Source organism: Streptosporangium sp. NPDC002607, assembly GCF_053592655.1.
In genome coordinates this window covers 196,312-216,416 of sequence record NZ_JBSFWD010000001.1, presented here as the reverse complement: position 1 = coordinate 216,416, position 20,105 = coordinate 196,312, and the positions used below count along the sequence as shown (strand labels likewise).

Genomic DNA, 20,105 nt, shown 5'->3' with positions numbered 1-20,105 from the left:
CAGGTAGGCCCCATGGGACTACCGCATCCAGCTCTCGGGCCTTCCTGGCGACCAGATGGACTGAGAGACCTCACAGAGTTTGTCCGACCAGGCCCGGAAGACGGCCGTGGACGGCCCTGTTCTGACTCGTAATGAAGGGGTCTGGGGTTCGATTCCCCAAGGCGGCTCCGCAGGTCGAAGGCCCTCCGGGATGATCTCGGAGGGCCTTCGTCATGTCCGTACAGCGGCGAAATACAGCAACTGTGCGACCGACAGGGATCAGCGTCGTGCGGCAGCCGCCGGGTGGGCCCGCGAGCGGTGTACGCCGGCTCGACGTGGCCCGGGTGAGGTTCGCGTACGGCCACCTGAGCCGGCCAGGACGTCGTGCACGCCGCCCTCGACGACCCGGTCACCCTCCAGCACCAGGATCAGGCCGACACCCCTGATCGTGCTCAGTCGGTGACGTCGACACCCGCAAGCGCCTGACCGGGTGGGACGAGCCGATCGATCTCGGACTCCCGCGAACCGGCGACGCCTGTTCACTTGGCGCTGGATCACTCCAAGTGAACAGGCGACTGCTGATACGGAGGAAGGTGTTCCGACCTCGACCCTTATCCGGAGCTCCGGTCGTCGGAGAGATCGGGATCGATCATTTCCGCTCATCCGCGATGTGAGGGGACCTGCCTGGCATATCGGCGACGGTGCTTCGTAGCTTTCTGCGAAGAATCTTCCCGCTCGCATTACGAGGCACTTGATCAATTATATTGAACTGTCTCGGGATCTTGAAGTCGGCGATACGCCCCCGCAAGAAGAGCATTAAGTCGCGAGCCGTCACGTGGGCTCCCGGCCTCGGGACCACGTATGCCGAGACGACCTCGCCCCATCGATCATCGGGGATACCGATCACGGCACATTCCTTGATGGCAGGATGCGTGGCCAGGGCATTCTCGATCTCTGCTGGGTATATGTTCTCCCCGGCAGTGATGATCATATCCTTGATGCGGTCACAGATGAACAGATACCCTTCGGCGTCAAGGTATCCGGCATCGCCGGTTCGGATCCAGCCGTCGACGAGAGTTTCCGAGGTCGCCTCCGGGAGCTTCCAGTAACCGAGCATCCGTGCGGGGGTCCTGATGCAGACCTCCCCTACCGCGCCGACCGGCAGTGGAACGCCCTTCTCGTCCCTGATTTCCAGCTGTATACCTGGATAGGGAATACCTGCCGCCTCCGTATGGGAACCTCCGGGAACATGTCTCTCGGGAGGCAGGCAGACGGCGGTGTTCCCCGTTTCCGTCAGTCCGTAGATTTGTGCGAAACCGCACTGGAAGACGTCCATGCACTCCTGCAGCAACCTGCCGGAGATCGGGGACCCCCCATAGGTCACCTTGCGGAGACTCGGGAAACCCCCGGCTTCTGTCTCCCGCTCTGAGAGCATCATCTGAAGCATCGCGGGAACGACGCATATCGTGGTGACGTGATGGGATCGGATCAGCTCGACGGCCTTACGGCTGTCGAAGGTCGGCATGATGACGTTGGTCACACCGGCACAGAACCCCTGTATGAACCACCATAAGCCGCCGATGTGGAATCCTGGCATGCCCACCAGGCTTTTGTCGTCCGGCAGCCAATCGATCCAATCGAGTCCATTTCGTGCCAGCAGCTCCCGTACCACGAAGAAACCCTGCTGCGTGAGAACCACGCCTTTGGGCATGCCGGTGGTGCCGCTTGTGTAAATTTGAACGAGTGGATCTTCCGCTGATGGTTCCGAGAGGAAGGTGGATTCCGGCGTTCCCGCATTCCAGCCCTGTAGCCCGTCCTCCTGGCGACCAGGCCGGTTCAACGGAATGATGCCTTCCAGAGCGGGCAGTGACTCCTTGACCTGATCCACCGTACCGACAAGGGCCGATTCGACGAAAACAAGTTTGGCATCAGAGTCCCGTAAAATGTGCTGAATCTCCGGGGAGGTCAAGCGCCAATTGATCGGGACCAGGACAGCCCCGATCCTCGCGCAGGCGAGAAGGAGCTCGTAGTAGTCTTCGGAGTCCTTTCCCAGGTATGCCACCCGGGAACCCCTGACGACCCCGAGTGCTACGAGATGATGCGCTGTCCGGCCGCTTCGGTGATCAAGTTCCGCATATGTCGTTCGACGCCCCTCGCACATGACGGCCACCGCCTGAGGGGTCGAGGCCGAATGGTGAGCCGCAACCGATGCGAGTGTTCGTAGCGGAAAGGTATCGGTGTTCCGGTTCACAGGACCTCGCTCTTCGGCCGGGTACCGCTGTCCGGCGCCTGGCCTTCGTCGGGATCTTCCCGATTCTGTCGAATCTGCTGAGTCACGAAGGCGGTGAGCAGATCGACAGCGGGGTGATCGAAGATGATCGCGGTGGACAGCGGTATCTGGAAGGTGATCTCCAGGATGTTCTTCAGCTGCACAGAGGTGAGGGAGTCCATGCCCACCTCAAAGAATCTGACGTCAGGCGGCAGGGACTCCGGTCCGTCGAAGTGCAGAAGTTGAGCGATGTGAGAGCGGATGAAGAAGTTGACAGCCTCCTCCTGCTCGTTCTCGGGAAGTCCGAGGAGCAGTTCGGAGTCGATGTCGGCGACCGCGCCCTCGTCGCGCCTCGCGACAAGCTCGTACAGCGCGTTGTCCAACGGCCGTGCCGCGGCGGACGTCGTCCAGTCGATGTCGCCGACCATGATCTGAGGAACATCCCAGCCTGACGACTTGATCAGGGCGCGCAGACCGACCGATGGCCTGAAGAATTTCACCCCCTGACGCTCGATGGCTTTGATGTGCTGCTCGTTCAGGTTCGCCGCCAGGCCGATCTCGCCCCAGGCCCCCCAGTTGATGCTCTTGCCGGGCAGGCCACGCCGGTGGCGCCAGTGCATGAGGCCATCGACGAAAGCATTCGCCGCCGCGTAGTTAGACTGCCCCGGATGACCGACGACGGAGGATATCGAAGAATATCCGATGAAGAAGTCAAGGTCCGGGAGCATCTCAGAGGCCTGGTGCAGCAACCAGGTTCCATAGACCTTGGACTGGAACACCTTGTCGATGTTCTGCCAGGTCTGAGTCTCGATCGGCGTATCCGCAAGGATTCCCGCGGCATGGATGATACCGCCCAGTGGGTGACGCCCCAGCGAGTCGAAGATCCTGCGCACGTCTTCGGGATCACCGATGTCACCCTGGTACGCGGTGAGCCGGACGTCCGGTCCCAGGCGGTCCCTGAGTTCTGCCACCTCATCTTCGGGTATGGCCGAGCGGCTCACCAGCGCCAGCTTGCGAGCACCATGATCAACGAGCTTCTGGGCGGTCGCGATACCGAGCGCGCCGAATCCACCCGTGACAAGATAGGTTTTTTCGGAGCTGATGTTCACCGGGGGATTCGACATCCCGGTATCGGGACGAAGGTCGATGACCGGCTTTCCTGCGTTCGCCCCCCGGCTGACCACACTGAAGGCCTCCTCGACTTCGTCAAGGGTGTAGACCGTGGTTACGAGCGGTTGCAGGAGTCCTTCGTCCAGGAGCCTGAAGACCTCTTTCAGGATATCGGTGGTGACTTGCGGAAGGCCCCCCTCGGGGATCTCGTCGAGATCGACCACGTGATAGGCGACGTCCGTTCTCGCGGCCTGATCATTTTCTCCGGAGCAGGCGCTGATTTTACTCAGATCGACGAAGCGGCCACCAGGCGCGACGTATGCGAAAACCGAAGGGATGAAATCGCCGCTCAGGCTGTTGAGAACGATGTCGACACTCTCACCGCCTGTCAGCCGCCGGATCTCCTCAGCGAAGTCAGGCGTCTGAGGGTCCATGACGCGCTGCACGCCCAGTGCCCGGAGCTGTGGCCACTCACCAGGGGAGGCCATCGCGTAAACCTCGGCACCGGCGAGCTTCGCGAGCTGGACGGCGGCCTGTTCCACACCGCCACCTGCCGAATGGATGAGAACACGATCACCCGCCTTGATGTCGCAGAGGTGGTGCAGCGCGTAGTAGGCGGTGAGGTAGGCGGTAGGAAGGCCGGCGGCTTCGGCGAAGCTCACGGACACCGGCTTGCGCAGGGCGTACTTCGACGAGACGGTCACCCGCTGGCTGAGACAACCTCTGTGGCGGATGACCACCTCGTCACCGACCTGGTAGTCCGCCTCGGGGCCGGCGTCGATGACCGTGCCCGCGCACTCGGAACCGAGAGGTACGTCTTCGTGTTCAAGGCCGTGCTCTCGCGCGTGTTGCCGCCGTAGTCCCAGGGCGTTGAAGACGTCTTCGAACACCAGGCCCGAGGCGTGAACCTGTACCTGTATCTCGTCTCCCTCCGGCTTCCGGTCCTCCAGCGGTACGGGAATTATCCTGCCAAAGTTTCCGTATTCACCGACGATGAGCTTGACCGGAGAACCGTTCCGGGAAAGCGCCGCGTCGACTGTGGTGATACGCCGGACGTAGCGATGCCCAGTTCGGTAGGCGACCTGGAATTCATCCGGATTCCCATCGAGCCATTCGCGCACCAGGCTCTGATAACCCCCGCCTCCCTCGGGCATGTCCACCAGCGTGACCTTGTAGGCGGGATACTCGCTCCACATCACATGGCCGAAACCCCACAGAGTCGCCGCCGCCAGGCCGCTCCCGTCGCCCGCGGAATCACCGGGCAACCATTGCGCGCGTTCTGTCACGAGCCACAGCCGCTGCGAGTGGCCGAAGCCCGCCTCGTTGAGCAGCCGGAGCAGGTCAAGCAGCGCCAGATAATTGGCCTGGCACTCGTGTCTGAGATCCGACACGTTGATCGGCGCGGCACCTGCCCGCCAGAACCAGCAGACATCGCTGGGCTTGCCGGACAGGGCGCTTGCGATCTCTTCGGCGGTCTCGGCGAAGGACAGTTCGACCCCGGCCGCGGTGGCTTCTCGGATGAAGTCCGCTGAGCCGGCGCCCGGCCCGCCGACGACGAGCACATTCCGCGGCTCTCGCTCCGTATCGGGCAAAGAGCGTTTCAGCCAGCGTACGTCGTGGAACAACGATTGACCGGATCGCGGCGTGGCGGTCTCCAGCCGCTTGATGCCCAGTCCTTCGAGGATGAAAACTGGGCGCTTTCCCTCAAGTACCAGGATGTCGGCGGTGAAGTCGGCGTCGGCATTGACGGCAGAGGACAGCCGGGCAACCGTGACCAGTTCCGAACCCATCGGCTTCTTGAGCAACCTGCAACGGTCAAATCGGACCGGCACGCACGTGGCGTCGCTCACGACGAGAGTCGCCACAGTCTGGAGCGCGGCGTCCAGAAGAGCGGGCGGAAGGTGTTCCCCAACCGGAGTGTCGTGCCCGGTGAGGTCCGCGACGGATGTGCCGTCGGGGAGTCGGATCACACGTTTGATCCCCTGGAATGCCGGTCCGTAGTCGATACCGTGATCTGCGAAGTCCAGGTACAGATCCTCCGCCCGCCATACCGCCTTCGGCGTGCCCGTCGCCTCCGAGGCCGCTTTCAGATCGAGGGTCAGCTCTCTAAGGGGGCTCTCCTGGTCGGAGTCGATTTCGATGACGGCGGTGGCGTGGCATCGTTCGGACGCCGCACGGGCCTCCTCCCAGCGGCTGACGATGTCGACCGTCGCCCGGCCGTCCGCATGGATGTGCAGCCGCGTACGCAGGGTCGCCGGGGCTTTCTCCAAGAAGAGCGCTTCATGAATGCGTAGGTCTGATATCGGCAGCCCGGTAAGGCCGAAGACCGATTCCTGTAGTGCGAAGATTATTTCGACGTAACCCGCGCCGGGAAAGACCACCCGATCGAACACCTTATGGTCTTGAAGATACCCGGGATAATCTTCGGACAGCTTGGCCGAGAATTCTCGTATACCCGCACGGCGCTGCTCGTCCGTGGAGATCTCGGTGCCGAGCAGTGGGTGGCCCATGACACCGGAACCACGCATGGGACCGAGGTGCTGCTTTTCTACGGGAAGCCGGTAATCCTTCCGATCGAAGGCATAGGCGGGCAGGTCGACGGTTCGGCCTTCCCACGCGTCGTGATAGGCGGCCCAGGAGATCGGTATTCCAGCGGTGTACAGTTGCGCGAGGGAAGTACGGATGACCGCCGCGTCGGTGTCGGCGGCATGCAGGCTGTTGAGCCACAGATGGTTTTCCGCGGATACGCAGTGCCTGCCCATGCCGATCAGCTCGGTGGATGGGCCGATTTCCACGAATATGTGCTCGCCGCGTTGCTCGATGGCTCGCATGCCGCCTGCGAAGTCGACCGTTCCGCCTAGATGGCGCACCCAGTAGTCCGCGTTGCCCATATCCGCGAGCCCTGACACCGTGCCGCTCAGATTGGAGACGAGCGCGATCTCCGGATCGTGGAACGAGATGCCTTCCAGGACCGTTCGAAAGGCGTTGAACACCTCAGCCATGAGAGGCGAGTGAGACGCGCACGACACGGGAAGCGTCTTCGTCTTGAGGCCCTTGGCGTCAAGGGAAGCGGTGATCTTCTCCACGGACCGTCGACCGCCGGAGATCACGCTCTGCTCGGGGCCGTTGATCGCTGCGAGAGAGACGTCCGCGTACTCCTTGAGCAGGGGGAGGACGTCCGCGGCGGTGGCTTGGACGGCGACCATGCTGCCCGGCGCCGTGGTGTGCATGAGCCGACCACGCGCCGCCATGAGCGTGGTGGCGTCGTCAAGGTCGATCAGCCCGGCGACCGTCGCCGCGACGATCTCTCCGAGACTGTGACCCATCACCACATTCGGCCGCACGCCCCAGGAGATCCACAACTGAGCCAGGGCGTATTCTATGGTGAACAGCGCAGGCTGAGTGTAGTGGATGAGGTGGACCTTGTCGGCCTCTTCGGAGTGGCCAAAAATGATCGCTTTGATGGAATAGCCGAGCTGCTGCTCGAAGAGCCGATCGCACTCGTCCACCCATTTGCGGAACACCGGGAATCGCTCATACAGGGGGCGTCCCATGCCGACATACTGTGCGCCGCCGCCGCCGAACAGGAAGGCAATTTTTCGCGCTTTTTGGTTTTTATTGCCTGGTTTCTTCTCACGGCTGAGCGTGCGATCCAGTAGATCGGTGAGGTCGGCGCGGCTTCGAACCACACCGGCGAATCGTGCGTTGAAGTGCGAACGACCTACATTGCTGGTGTAGCACAGATCCCGCACGGAATCGTGTGGGTGTGTGTCCACATGCTGCCGATAGCGCGTGAGCTGCTGTTCCAGCGCCTGACTGCTCTTCGCCGATACAGTGATCACATGCGGGGAACCGTCATCCTTTTCGCCGGGTGTCCGGCCGACCGTGGCCGGCGCTTGCTCGAGAACGACCGCTGCGATCGTTCCGGCGAATCCAAAGGAGTTGACGATCGCTCGGCGAACCTCAGCCGGCCACAGCGTGAGTTTCCTGGGAACGGACACGGGGTAACGGTCCCAGGGAATGCGTTTGGAAGGGTTCTCGAAGTTCAAGTGCGGATAGATCGCACCTTCTCGCAACTGAAGCACGGTCTTGACGACCCCGCCGATACCGGCTGCGGCCTCCATGTGCCCGAGATTGGTTTTGAGTGATCCGACGATCAGCGGGTCTTCCGAGGTATGACTGGACCCGAAGACGGCCGCGATGGCCCCCATCTCTATGGGATCACCCAGGGGAGTGCCGGTTCCATGGGCCTCGAGATACTGGATGTCTTGAGGGCCGAGCCCGGCGTCTTTCAGGGCGACACGAAGGAGCGCCTCCTGCGCTACGCCGTTCGGCGCCATCAAGCCGGCGCTTTCGCCGTCCTGGCGCACCGCCGACCCGCGGATCAGGGCCAGAACACGATCCCCGTCCCGCTGGGCATCCGACAGGCGTTTGAGCACCACCATGGCGCAGCCTTCGCTTCTGCCGTAACCATCGGCGGAGTCGTCGAAGGTCTTGCAGCGACCGTCTGCCGACAGCATGTCGGCTTGCGAGGCCATGATGTACGGCCGAGGGTCGTCAACGGCGTTGACTCCACCGCACAAGGCGATCTCACACTCGCGACGGCGCAGCCCCTGGACGGCCAGGTGCAGGGCGACCAGGGAAGAGGAGCAGGCCGTGTCGACACTGAGGCTCGGCCCTCGCAATCCGAGGAAGTATGACAATCTCCCCGAGATCACACTGTGCGCGGAGCCCATGGCGGTGTGCATGTCCAGCTCTTCATAAGGAAGCGACGAGACACGTGTGGCCTGGTCGGTGCCACTGACCGCGACATACACGCCACCGTCGGTGTGACGTAGTCTCGCCGGGTCGATATTGGCGTGTTCCAGCGACTCCCATGCTGTTTCCAGGATCAGTTGCTGCTGCGGGTCGAGGGAGGGCGCTTCTTTGGGGGAGATATTGAAGAAGGTGGGATCGAACTTGTAGATGTCACGCAGATAGCCCCCACCGGCCGAGCGTATCTTTCCCCTCATGAGCGGATCGTCGGAGAACAGTTCTTCGTTGTGCCAGCGCTCGGACGGAATCGGCCCGATCCCGGATCCTCCAGCTCTGAGGAAATCTGCCAGGCCATCGGGAGTGCTGTTCTCGCCGGGAAAGCGTAAGCCCATGCCGACGATGGCGATCGGCTCATCCTTCTCGCGCCTCAGCTGCTCGATGAGGGTTTTTTGCTGATCGGTCAAGGCAACCAGATCATCTACTTGCATGGGCAAGTCATCGCCTATCATAAAACGGCCCTCGCACCATCGGCTGGAGCATTGCGTGACTGGGGAAAAAGATCTGCAAGAGCATCGTCTGTCAGTTGCTTCAGGAGAGCCTGCAGGGTCGGGTTGCTGTACATCAGCGTTATGTTCACTTCGCACCCCAACCGATCCTCCAGGTGCTGCTTTATCTCTACCGCCCTGATGGAGGTCAGGCCGAGGTCGAAATAGTTCTCATCGAGCCCGATCTCCTCTCCCTCCGGCATGAGCAGCGCTTCCTTGAACATCTCCTGTAAGAACTCCAAGAGAGCGTCCCTGCGTTCGGAAAGCGGCATCGAACGCAACCTGTGGACAGTAGCCGTATCCGCTCTCATGCGCTACCCTCCGAGGCGGGCACCGGAGGATTCAGAAGGGCCATTCTGACGTTTCCGCGAGCTCTTCCGCCGTTCTCGCCCCAGAATCGACATGCGAAGTCCACAAAAACCAATGGCTGCGTCCCGCTACTGTCGTCGCGCTTTATGATGTCGGTGATCTCCAGCTCGCCGAAGTATCTGGATGAAGAAATCGGTCTCCGGAAGAAGGCGTGGTAGTCAACGATCAGAATATCCGGCAGCTGCTTCTTCCAGAAGTCTTCGAGTGTCCATTCTTCAAACGCCGAGGATGCTCTTTCCTTGATGATCTTCGCGATGATGTAGTACATCATCTGATTGAAGGAGATGTTGTATTCCACGGCATTGAAGTGGCCAGTGTCATCGATGTAGCAGGATTCGTCTATCCCGAGCTCGCATAGTATGTAGAGTCGGGTTTCGCCGGTATCCGTGACCTGCTGGAAAAGGTCTGCCGCCTTTAGATAGCGGCAGTTCTCCTTATAGGGTTTGAGTACCTGGGCCATGAGGTCGGGATCATTCGGCGATACGACGGCTTCTTCCTGCGGGACCCGCCCAGATGCATTCTCCGACATTGCCTCTCCCTATGAGACGTGCCCGAAAAATTCGTACTGGTCGTGCATGGTCAGGCGGTAGGAAGCCGTCGGCTCGGGTTCCGTCGTGTGCAGCGCCCGGTGAACGAGGCTGCGATTGTCCCAGAGCAGGATATCGCTTTCCTCGAAATTCTGGAGGTGGATGTTCTCGTGCTTGAACGTTGAATCCCGCTGACCGCTGCCTTCGAGGAGCTCGTGCAGCAGCGCATCGTCAACCGTCTCGCCCTGGGCCCCCTCGATCAGTTCGGTGAATCCGTCGCTGATGTAGAGGATCGTTTCCCCGGTGGCCGGGTGCGTGAAGGTGAGGGGATGATTCACCGCAGGGGTTTTCTCCTCGATCTCCGCCAACAGCGCGGAGACAGGACGGTAGACGTCCTCCGGTCTGATCTTGAAGTATCGCCGCGGGCTATGCTGCGTCCGCTTTCCGGCGACACGCGACTTCAACTCGTCGGAGAGTCTCGCGTAAGCCCTGCCCATGTCGATGAAGTAGGTTCCCCGATTCTTCTTGGGCACTACCTGGGGATAGATCATCGTAATGCCGAAGGGGCGCGGCATGAACGAGTAGTCCGCGTGCCAGAACTTTCCGGTCTGTGGGACTCCCATTTTCACGCCATCCTGCGGGACGTTCGAGGAGACGAAGATCTCCTTGTGGTCCGGGTGGTGGTACATGGGTTCGTAGTAGGCCTCGATCTCTCCCAGGAGCTGGCCCAGGGCAATGAATTCGACCGGGTCCAGGCGCTGCTCTTTAAGAACAACGATCTTCTCGGAGTAGATGAGACCCTTGATTTTCTCAATTATCTCACCGGAGGCCCGGGAGGCGTCGAAATTGTGTACCGAAACCCCTATTGACCCGAACTTCTGTCTCTCGACATGCATAAGGAATTATCTCCGTAGATGTGAACCAGATGATTACATGGTGAAGCTGGACAACTCTTCGGACAATGCGCTATAGAAGGCGTCCCGCCGTTCTGTCAGGTAGAAGTGCCCGCCGGTGAACCTGCGATATCGGAACCGACCGGCCGTGTGCTCACCCCATCCTTTCGTTTCCTCGTCATTGACAAACGGATCGGAATCCCCTGTGAACAACGTGAGGGGGCACCTGAGCGGAGGGCCTGGACGATAGCGATAGGAGGCATCGACAAGATAATCACCGTTGAGGACCGGAAGGGTCAGCTCCATGAAACTTCGATCGGCTGCCAACACGGGATCCGTTCCGCCCATCGCTTCGGAGACAGCTTGTGCGTCATGCATCGTCCATGGGCTTTTGTCGTACTCATGGTGTACCGCCGGCGCGCGTCTCGCAGAGACGATCAATCCGGCAAGTGTGCCGGTCGCCGAGCTTTCGAGCCTTCTTGCCACCTCGAAAGCGATGATCGACCCCATGCTGTGCCCCAGGAGAACCAGCGAAACGTCCGCCCAGGGCTTCAGTGCCTCGAATATACGATCGGCCAGCTCTTCGACGCCGCCGGCGATGTCCTCACTCCGGCGGTCTTGCCGACCGGGATATTGAACCGCTACGACCTCATAGGGATGCTCCAGGTTCCTTGAGAGTGGATAGAAGAATCCGGCGGATCCTCCCGCATGCGGGAAGCACACCAATCGAACTTGTCCGCCGGATTTTGCCGTAAATCGCCTGATCCAAAGATCACTAGCCCGTTGTGGATCAAGCATGTATTGCGACTGCCTCTCAAGGAATGTGTTCAAGATAATCATGGGTTGACGTGTGGTGACTATCAGTCGATACGTGCGGGATTTTTTCGCATCGACCACGAATGATCCGGCCCGACTTCGAGTGGTCACGGCCGCACGCCGACCCTGCTTGGCCGCCGGTACTACGTCGCAGCACCGGAAAACGAGCCCTGGCATCGGCCCGCGCTATCCCCGGCTGGCTTTCGGTCTGTTTGCCGTCCGGTTCGCACTTCTGCAACCCCGCCCTATAGGACGAACTCCTAATCACTCCATGTGTCTTTGGCATCAAGACCTGGTGTTGCCCATGGCCTTGATGAGCCCTCGATCGCCCCGTATGTCTCCTGCCGCGGCACTCCGCTGGTTTTTCCCATCGAAGAGGCATGAAGATCTTGTGGATCTGCTGTACGGAAGCGGAACCGTAGTTTATCTGCCTACCTGGGATTCCCACTTGCAGGCCACTTGCGGATCAGTTGTGAACTGTTCCTCAATGGGGGTTGTGAACGCGCGACCAGGAACTTGAGAGTGTCAGAGCGGCTTTCCGGTCTTTGACCGCGAGGTGTTACGAGGTTCGGTTCGCGGGCGTCAGGGCCTCTGCGAGGAGTGGTCGACCCGCTCGCCCCGGGAGTCGGCGTCGCCGATCGACAGGACGCGGGTGGGAATCGACGCACGTGATCGGCCGACCGGGGGAGGCGCACCGGCCGTCGAGGCGGCCGCGCCCGCGGTTTCCGCGTGATGAAGGGGGCTGGGGTTCGATTCCCCAGGGCGGCAGCCGGGTGGATCGTCGTCGACTGCACCGGCCGGCAGGTCCGCCTTCACACCGAACTCGTGCTACTCCCATACGCTCGTCCCGGCGGCGAACGTCCCGGTCCTGCTGCGCGCCTACCCGGGCCCGCAGGCCGACATCGGTCTCAGTGGAAACTCCGCGGTTCCGGTCCCATCCCGAGCTTGGTTTCACAGCGCGGTGCGGCGACCGGATCACCACGTTTGGCCCTATCGGTTCAGCGCCTTCGGCCCGGACGAGCGTGTCCTTGCCGGAATCGACACGATCTTCGACCGTGGTACCGGCTGTCCTGCCGGGAACGGTCGGATAGACCGAGGAGAAGGCCTCGCTCTGACCTGCGGGAGCGCCTTCTCTCAGGAGGCGCTCCCGGTGCGGTATACATCCGGTCAGTGCGAAGCGGGCACCGGGTCGCCGTTCACGGTGGCCACGCCGGTGTCACCCCTTACCGGAACTAGGACGGCATCACCGGAGTGCACTCCATCCATATCGAGGCCGTCTTGGACTGCGTGGTCCCGGAGTTGTTGAAGAAGAACGTCGCCTGCTGCCTGTATCCCGGGAATCCGGCCGGCGGCGACACCGAGCGCACGTAGGGACCCTCCCACCAGGTCCTCTTGAAGTACGGGTGGGAGTCGGGGCACTTGAGCCACAGGGTGGCGGTCGCCCATGGTGCCAGGAGCTTGCTGGTCGTGATGGTGACCGTGTCGGGTTCGGCGGCGGCCGCGGCCGGGAGCGCGGTGCTGAGAAGCCCACCGGCCAGGGCGGCGGCGGCCGCTACACCAGCGATTCTGCGTACTCTCATGATATTTCTCCTTGTGTTGTGTTTTCCGGGGCGCGGAAAGCCGTACCGGAATGGCGGGAACGGGCGCGGCAAGCGGCCTGTCATGCGAACACATGATGAGGCGGTGCGGACCACCAGGCTCTCGCCGTGGCGGTCGAAGGGCCTCCGGACTTCTTTTCACCGGCCCGACGGCGAATGTGACATCCAGCCTGAAAGGCGACTTTTATGATTCCTCCCCCCGGAAGATCTCACGGAGGATCCTGCTCCCGGCGTCTTGGATGTAGCTTGGATCTCGCTTGAGGGTCGGTTTCGCCACGATGTGCAGGAGTCTTTGCCGGGCGTCTTGGCGGGACAGCCAAGGCTCCCGCCGGGCGGTTGGCGCTCCCGGGGCGCCGCCGCCATCCTCGCCCGCGGCGTCAGGAAGTTCCCCTAGGCTGTGTGTTCGCAGATGATCTAGAGCCCTCTTCCCGCCGGGTGATCTGGGCCGCCCCGGGGGATGGTCGGCGCTGTGCCCTATGTGGCAGAAAGCGTTTTATGTGCACCAAACAGGGTTAAAGTCTAGAATCTACGCTTATGTCGGAACGGGGTAAGGATCAGTCGGGGGCCGCGTCGAAGATCATGCGTCTTGCCGCGGTGGGGACGGCTGCGGGGGTGCTGGTCGCGGGGATCGCACTACCGGCCGTGGGGGGTGCGGGGCTCGGCATCGTGTCGGCGACCAACGGGTTGAACCTCAACCCCGAGGAGCTCGTCGAACCTCCGCCGGCTGAGGTCACCGTCGTGCAGGACGCCAGGGGCAGGGAGATCGCCCGGTTCTACGAGGAGTACCGCGAGGTCGTCACGCTCGACAAGGTGTCCGAGGTCATGAAGACCGCGATCGTCTCGATCGAGGACTACCGGTTCTACGAGCACGGTGCGATCGACATCGAGGGCACCCTCCGCGCGTTCGCCAAGAACCTCCAGGCGGACGGGGTGAGCCAGGGCGGCTCCAGCATCACCCAGCAGTACGTCAAGCAGGTGCTGCTCAACTCCGCCGAGACCGACGCGGAGAAGGACAAGGCGCTGGAGGCCAGCTACGCGCGCAAGCTCAACGAGCTGCGCCACGCGATGGCGGTGGAGCAGAAGTACTCCAAGGACGAGATCCTGGAGAAGTACCTGAACATCGCCTACTTCGGCGCGGGGGCCTATGGCGTCGAGGCGGCGGCCAAGCGGTTCTTCGGCGTGACGGCGGCCAAGCTCACCCTGCCGCAGGCGGCGACGCTGGCCGGCGCCGTGCAGGACCCCAACGCCACCGACCCCAACCTGGGGGTGAAGCAGCGTGAGCGGCTGCTGAACCGGCGCAACGTGGTGCTGAACCGGATGGCCGAGCTGGGCAAGATCACCACGGCCGAGGCGGCCGAGGCGAAGGCCACCAAGCTCGGCTACAAGGGGACGAAGCTGCCCGGTGGCTGCGAGGCCAGCGACTATCCGTACTTCTGCGTCTACGTCCGCAACGAGATCCTGAAAAATCCTGACTTCGGGAAGACTGCCAAGGAGCGTCTGGCGTTCCTCAACCGCGGCGGTCTGACGATCAGGACCACCATCGACCCGACCATGCAGGCGGCGGCGGACCGGGCGATCAGGAAATGGGTCAACCCCACCGACAACCCGGTGGCGGCCGAGGCCCTGGTCCAGCCGGGCACCGGGGCTATCAAGGCCATGGCGGCCAGCCGGGCGTACGGTCAGAGCAAGGCCAGGAACGAGATCTCCTACAACGTCGTCGCGGACGCCGCGCACGGCGGTGGCGTCGGTTTCCAGGCCGGCTCGACCTTCAAGACGTTCACGCTGCTCAACGCGCTGAACAAGGGCATGAAGGTCGACGACGGCTTCAACGTCGGCGCCGGTTACCTCGCCTCGGGCTATTCGGCGTTCAAGAACTGCAAGGGCGAGAACATCGGTGACCCGACCCACACCGTGACCAACGATGAGGGCAGCCCCGGCTGGCGGACCCTGCAGACCGGCACCTGGGGTTCGGTCAACACGTTCTTCATGACCCTGGAGCAGCACGTCGGGCTCTGTGACACGGTCAAGATCGCCAAGTCGCTGGGTATCCACCGCTCCGACGGGCTCGCGCTCCAGGAGTACGAGACGTTCACGCTCGGCATCAACGAGATGGACCCGGTGACCGTGGCGAACGCGTACGCCGCGATCGGCGCGCGCGGTAAGTACTGCGCGCCGATGGCGATCACCCAGATCACCGACCGCGACGGCAAGATTTCCAAATACCAGTCCAAGTGCCGTCAGGCGCTCGACCCCGAGGTCGCCGACGCGGCGGCGGACGTGCTGTCCGGAGTGTTCACCAAGGGCACGATGCGGGCGGTCGGCGGCATCGGCCGCGACGCGGCGGGCAAGACCGGCACCACCGACGGCTACGCCACCGCCTGGTTCGCCGGGTTCACCCCGGACCTGGCCGGCGCGGTCAGCATCGGCGACCCGCGCGGCTCGCAGAAGTACAAGCTGACCGGCGTCACGATCGGCGGACGCTACTACGGCTCGGTCTTCGGCGGCAGCATTCCGGGCCCGATCTGGAAGGACACGATGCTGGCGGCGCTGAGGAACGTCGAGCCGACGTCGTTCACCCCGATCAACTCGGCACGGTTCGGCGGCTGCGGCCAGAGCTGCCGGCCCGCGCAGCCCCCGTCGAACGACGACGCCCCCGACGGCAACGAGCAGATCAACATCCCCCTCGACGGTTACGGCGACTGACGCGACGCGAGGGCTCACACCGGTCCGATCGCCGGTGCGGGCCCTTGTCGCAGGTTGGGTCCACCGGCGGGATTTTGTTGGTCAATGAGCGAGGCCGTCGGAGCGACGGTAATCCGGCCGAGTGTCCTGCGGATCTCCGGGACCGGGGGCCTCGATGAACACCTCCAGGCCGTCCAGCAGGCGTCGCAGTCCGAACTCGAAGAGCGTGTCCAGGTCGAGGGAGTCGGGCGGGATGCTCGACAGCAGCGGGAATTCCGCCATGCGCGGGAGCACCGCCGAGTCGAGCCACTCCTGGTCGGTCATGCCGGTCTGCTGCGCGGCCTCGGTCTCGGCCTCCAGGTTGATCGCGGTCCCGCGTACGTAGTTGGCCACGGTGGCGTACACGTGGACCATCGTGGCCGGGTCGAGACCGAGGCCGTCCACCGCGCGCATCGCCCACTCGGCCTGGGCCATCGCGTTGGGCGTGGGCAGTGGGCGGGTGAACGAGGTGAGCTGGGCCAGCCAGGGGTGGCGGTGGTAGAGGGCCCACTGCGCCCTGGCGGTCAGCTCCATCCGGGCCCGCCAGCCCGGTGGCGGCTCATCGAGCGCGCACTCGGCCAGCACGGTGTCGGTCATGAGCATGATCAGCTCCTCCTTGCCCGACACGTGCCGGTAGAGCGACATCGCCGAGACCTCCAGGCTGATCGCGATCCGGCGCATGGACAGGGCCGCCGGCCCCTCCATGTCGGCGATCCCGATCGCGGCGCGCACGATCCGTTCCCTGGTGAGCTCGGGCACGGGCCTGCGGGAGGGGCCGGCGTCCGCGACGGCGCCGTCCGCGACGAGGGTCCCGACGCCGGGGGCGACCCGCACGAGCCCCTCCCGGCGCAGGGTCGCCAGCACCTTGCCGGCGGTCGCCATCGCCACGCCCCACTCCTGGATGATCTGCCGGGTCGAGGGCACCCGGTCGCCCGGGCGTAGCCGCCCCGTCACGATGCGCCGCCGCAGCTCGGCGACGATCCGCAGGTACGGAGGCTCTGTCCCGTCCACTGTCCGTCCTCCCAGTGCTCTAGTGCACCATTTCTCCAATGACCTGGTCACATACTGCCGTAATCTTGGTGCACTAGTACACAATTTACAACGTAAGCGCACTATGCGTACGGTATACGCATCGTCGAGCAGGGAGCGCTTATGAAGAGCATTCTGATCTCCGGTGCCGGTATCGCGGGGCACGCCCTGGCCTACTGGCTACATCGCCACGGCTTCACCCCGACCGTGATCGAGCGAGCCCCGGCTCCGCGCGCCCAGGGCCACACGGTCGACCTGCGCGGTGTCTCCGTCGACGTGGTCAGGCGGATGGGGCTCCTCGATGAGGTCCGACGCGCGGCCGTCGACTCCGGCGGGATGTCCTACGTGGACGCCGCCGGCAGGCGCGTGGCCGACATGCCCGCCTCCTTCCTCGGTGGAAACGGCCTGGTCGGTGAGGTGGAGATCCTCCGCGGCGACCTGGTCGACATCCTCCACCGGGCGACCGGGGACGAGGTGGAGTACGTCTTCGACGACACGATCACCTCGCTGACCCAGATCCACGACGGCGTACGGGTCACCTTCGAGCGGTCCGCGTCGCGCGTCTTCGACCTGGTGGTGGGCGCGGACGGCGCGCACTCGGTGACCCGGTCCCTGGCCTTCGGCGAGGAGTCGCGCTTCGGCCGCGAGCTCGGCTGCTACCTGGCGTACTTCACCGCGCCCAACGTCTTCGGCATCCAGGACTGGGAGCTGTTCCACAACATGCCGGGCAGGAGGGTGGCGGCGCTGCGCCCGTCCCGGCGGGCCGAGGAGGTCAAGGTCCTGTTCGGCTTCGCCTCGAAGCCGCTCGACCACGGTGATGTGCGGAGGCAGAAACAGATCGTGGCCGAGGTCTTCGCCGGAGCGGGCTGGCAGGTGCCCGCCATGCTCCGGGAGATGGCGGCGGCCACCGACTTCTATTTCGACGCGGCCACCCAGGTCGTCATGGACACCTGGTCCCGCGACAGGGTCGTGCTGCTCGGCGACGCCGGATACAGCCCGTCGCCGCTGGGCGGCGGCGGCACCGGGCTGGCGGTGGTCGGCGCCTACGTGCTGGCCGGAGAGCTGGCCGAGGCGGGCGGGGACCATCCGGCCGCCTTCGCCGCGTACGAGCGGGAGATGCGCGACTTCGTCCAGCAGTGCCAGAAGCTCCCGCCGGGCGGCGTCAACGGCTTCGTGCCCAAGACGCGGTCGGTCATCCGGCTGCGCAACCTGTCGATCAGACTGCTACCCCACATGCCATGGGCCGGTCTGGTCGAGAGAATGGCCGGCAGGTCCGACGCCATCACCCTTAAGAACTACGGCTTCGCCGCCTCCCCGCGACCTTGAGCGTTCCGTACGGCCCCTGGGCCGCCGTTCGAAATCATCTGGCTACGTACCGAGCCCGGCCGCCCCAAACCCTAGTGGTCCAGGCTCGCCGGGAGGCCGAGCGCGGTGAACAGGCCGGGTGCTTCGAACACGTCCATCGCGGCGAGCGGCTGCACGCGTGGCTTGAGCACGACGAGGGGCGGCGGCTGAGCGGGGCGACGTTCGCCGTGTCCGGCGCCGTCGTGACAAGCCGGTCGGTGTACGAGGCGACCGGCGGCTGGGGGCGACGACGGCTTCTACCGGATGCCGGTCTTCGTGGTGACCCACCGGCCGCACGAGGCGGTGCGCAAGGGCGACACCACGTTCACGTTCGTGACCGGCGGGGTCGTCGCCGCGATCGAAGCGGCCGCGGCCGCCGCCGGCGACAGGTGGGTCCACGTGATGGGCGGTGCGTCCATCGTCCAGCAGGCGCTGCGGACCGGCCTGGTCGATCATCTGCGGCTGCACATCGTCCCGCTGCTGCCGGGGTCCGGCACCGTCCTGTTCGACGGTGCCGGACCCCGGCTGGAACATCTGGACACGGTGGACACCCCGGAGGCCACCCACGTGACGTACCGGGTCAGACCCTGACCGATCCCGGCCGCGGCAGGACCCGACACGCCTCAGCGGCGGCCGGAGGCGAGTCCCGGAGGCGCCGCGGCCAGGGCCTTCTGGATGGCGTCGATCAGTGCCAGCGCCGACTCCTCGGTGAGCTCGACCGCGACCCGCGCCGAGGGGCCCTCGGCCGGGTTGGTGAAGTCGATGTTCACCGTGTGCTCGTGACAGGCGTGGTAGGGGTGATCGACATAGACCGCGCCCTGGCTGAGCGTGAACCAGCCGCTGCCGCCCTTGCCCGCGCCGTCGAGTTCGATCTTCTCGGTGAGATAGGTGCACATGCTGATCGCTCCGGTCAGGCGCTGAGGTGACGGCCATAGAAATTGAAGATCTTCTTCCAGCCCTCCACCGCGGCGGCGGGCCGGTAGGCGGGCCGGTCGGTGGCGAAGAAGGCGTGCCCCGCCCCTTCGAAGGAGTGGAACTCGTGCTCCTTGCCCAGCCTCTCCAGTTCGGCGTCCAGCGCCGCGACCTCCTCCGGCCCCGGGTACTTGTCCTCGGCGCCGAACAACCCCAGCAGCGGGCAGGACAGGTCGGCGGCCTTGGAGATCAGCGGCTTCTTCTGGAGTGGGAAGTCCGCGGGCGGGGTGTTCACCACGAAGCCGCCGTAACAGTCCACCGCCGCGTCGATCTGGAGTGCACAGGCCACCAGGAACGCCTGCCGGCCGCCCGAGCAGTACCCGATCACACCGATCCTGCCGTTGGCGTGGTCGAGGGAGTTGAGGTACGCCGCGGCTCCGGCGACATCCCCGACGAGTTGCTCGTCCGGGACCCCGCCCTTGGCCCGTACGGCGGCGGCCTGGTCGTCGGGGCTGACCCCGGCCCCCTCACGGGAGTACAGGTTCGGGCAGATCGCCGCGTACCCGCGCGCCGCGAACCTGCGGACGATCTCCTTGGTCGCGTCGTCGTACCCGGGCAGGTGGTGGATCACCACCACACCGCCGCGCGGCTCTTCGCCGAGCGGCCGGGCCAGGTACGCCTCCAGCTCGGCCTGCTCGTGCCCGGTGACCGTGACCGTCCCGGCCCATATCGCATCGTTCATGTTCTTGCCTCCCGGTGCCCCACAGGAGCGGCTGCGGAGCCGGATCCGTCAGGTGCCACTGCCTTGCTCCTATATATGATCTTGTTCAGCGGCCTCGCCGCGTCGCGCAATCGAGACGTCTCCTCATCGGCGAGCTCGTCGGCGATGGCGGTGATCAGCCGCGGGCCCGCCGGACGCGATCATCACCCGTCTCTACTGCCACATCTGTTTCAAGGCTCAAGACAGATGCTAGATGCCCGGCTCGTACGGCTCGCGTGGAGGATGGGCCACGTCCCGGCGAACTGCCGCGTTCGGGGATTCTCTCGCCGTACTTGCCGCGTGGCCTTCTACATTCGTGATCTTCCATGGTTTGATGGTTTTGGGACGCTATTAGGGCACCGCGTCTGGTCTGTGATTTCTGGGGGTGCGGGGGCTGAGGTTCGTGAGCGCCGACTACCGCTGACGGTGAGGTGAGACGCTCGTTTCGAGCGCGTGCCCCCGGTGCGTCGGTTTCTCT

Annotated in this window: 13 protein-coding genes; 3 read left to right on the top strand and 10 right to left on the bottom strand. The window is 64.0% G+C overall.

Going from position 1 to position 20,105, the window contains the following annotated elements; translation table 11 throughout:
* Nucleotides 1-628: 628 nt before the first annotated feature.
* The 7 genes from ACWD3H_RS00995 to ACWD3H_RS00965 all read right to left on the bottom strand — a co-directional run bounded on the left by ACWD3H_RS00995 (nt 629) and on the right by ACWD3H_RS00965 (nt 12,843).
* Complete coding sequence (locus ACWD3H_RS00995; RefSeq protein WP_451953576.1) at nt 629-2,230, bottom strand: fatty acid--CoA ligase; 1,602 nt, start codon at nt 2,228-2,230, stop codon at nt 629-631.
* Nucleotides 2,227-8,601 carry a type I polyketide synthase gene (locus ACWD3H_RS00990; protein ID WP_451953575.1) on the bottom strand — a complete coding sequence of 2,125 codons (6,375 nt, stop codon included), beginning with the start codon at nt 8,599-8,601 and terminating at the stop codon, nt 2,227-2,229. Before ACWD3H_RS00990 ends, ACWD3H_RS00995 begins: the two co-directional genes overlap by 4 nt.
* 17 nt (nt 8,602-8,618) lie before the next feature.
* The gene (locus ACWD3H_RS00985; RefSeq protein WP_451953574.1) at nt 8,619-8,930 is read right to left on the bottom strand and encodes an acyl carrier protein; all 312 of its coding nucleotides are present in this window, start codon (nt 8,928-8,930) and stop codon (nt 8,619-8,621) included.
* Between the two features lie 35 nt (nt 8,931-8,965).
* On the bottom strand, nt 8,966-9,556 hold the full coding sequence (locus tag ACWD3H_RS00980) for an FcoT family thioesterase (protein ID WP_451953573.1): 591 nt from the start codon (nt 9,554-9,556) through the stop codon (nt 8,966-8,968).
* 9 nt (nt 9,557-9,565) lie between these two features.
* The gene (gene scoE, locus ACWD3H_RS00975) at nt 9,566-10,450 is read right to left on the bottom strand and encodes a (3R)-3-[(carboxymethyl)amino]fatty acid oxygenase/decarboxylase (protein WP_451953572.1); all 885 of its coding nucleotides are present in this window, start codon (nt 10,448-10,450) and stop codon (nt 9,566-9,568) included.
* Between the two features lie 33 nt (nt 10,451-10,483).
* A complete protein-coding gene (locus tag ACWD3H_RS00970) occupies nt 10,484-11,344 on the bottom strand; it encodes a thioesterase II family protein (protein WP_451953571.1) in 861 nt (286 codons plus the stop codon).
* Nucleotides 11,345-12,495: 1,151 nt separating this feature from the next.
* Nucleotides 12,496-12,843 (bottom strand): hypothetical protein, encoded by a 348-nt coding sequence (locus tag ACWD3H_RS00965; RefSeq protein ID WP_451953570.1) that lies wholly within the window; start codon nt 12,841-12,843, stop codon nt 12,496-12,498.
* Nucleotides 12,844-13,395: 552 nt separating this feature from the next.
* Between ACWD3H_RS00965 and ACWD3H_RS00960 the strand changes: the two genes are divergently transcribed.
* The gene (locus ACWD3H_RS00960) at nt 13,396-15,564 is read left to right on the top strand and encodes a transglycosylase domain-containing protein (RefSeq protein ID WP_451953569.1); all 2,169 of its coding nucleotides are present in this window, start codon (nt 13,396-13,398) and stop codon (nt 15,562-15,564) included.
* 81 nt (nt 15,565-15,645) lie between these two features.
* Here the strand turns inward: ACWD3H_RS00960 and ACWD3H_RS00955 are convergent, their stop codons facing one another.
* Entirely contained in the window at nt 15,646-16,593 is a 948-nt protein-coding gene (locus ACWD3H_RS00955; RefSeq protein WP_451953568.1) for a TetR/AcrR family transcriptional regulator C-terminal domain-containing protein, read from the bottom strand.
* A gap of 141 nt (nt 16,594-16,734) precedes the next feature.
* Here ACWD3H_RS00955 and ACWD3H_RS00950 point away from each other — a divergent pair, with 141 nt between their 5' ends.
* Together ACWD3H_RS00950 and ACWD3H_RS00945 are read left to right on the top strand one after the other, a co-directional pair.
* Nucleotides 16,735-17,937: an FAD-dependent monooxygenase gene (locus tag ACWD3H_RS00950; protein ID WP_451953567.1), complete on the top strand. Its 1,203-nt coding sequence runs from the start codon at nt 16,735-16,737 to the stop codon at nt 17,935-17,937.
* Nucleotides 17,938-18,219: 282 nt separating this feature from the next.
* A complete protein-coding gene (locus ACWD3H_RS00945) occupies nt 18,220-18,546 on the top strand; it encodes a dihydrofolate reductase family protein (protein WP_451953566.1) in 327 nt (108 codons plus the stop codon).
* A 32-nt stretch (nt 18,547-18,578) separates the two neighbouring features.
* Here ACWD3H_RS00945 and ACWD3H_RS00940 read toward each other — a convergent pair whose 3' ends face one another.
* Both ACWD3H_RS00940 and ACWD3H_RS00935 read right to left on the bottom strand, forming a co-directional pair.
* The gene (locus tag ACWD3H_RS00940; RefSeq protein WP_355547307.1) at nt 18,579-18,851 is read right to left on the bottom strand and encodes a DUF6295 family protein; all 273 of its coding nucleotides are present in this window, start codon (nt 18,849-18,851) and stop codon (nt 18,579-18,581) included.
* Nucleotides 18,852-18,865: 14 nt separating this feature from the next.
* On the bottom strand, nt 18,866-19,609 hold the full coding sequence (locus tag ACWD3H_RS00935; protein WP_451953565.1) for a dienelactone hydrolase family protein: 744 nt from the start codon (nt 19,607-19,609) through the stop codon (nt 18,866-18,868).
* Nucleotides 19,610-20,105: the final 496 nt, after the last annotated feature.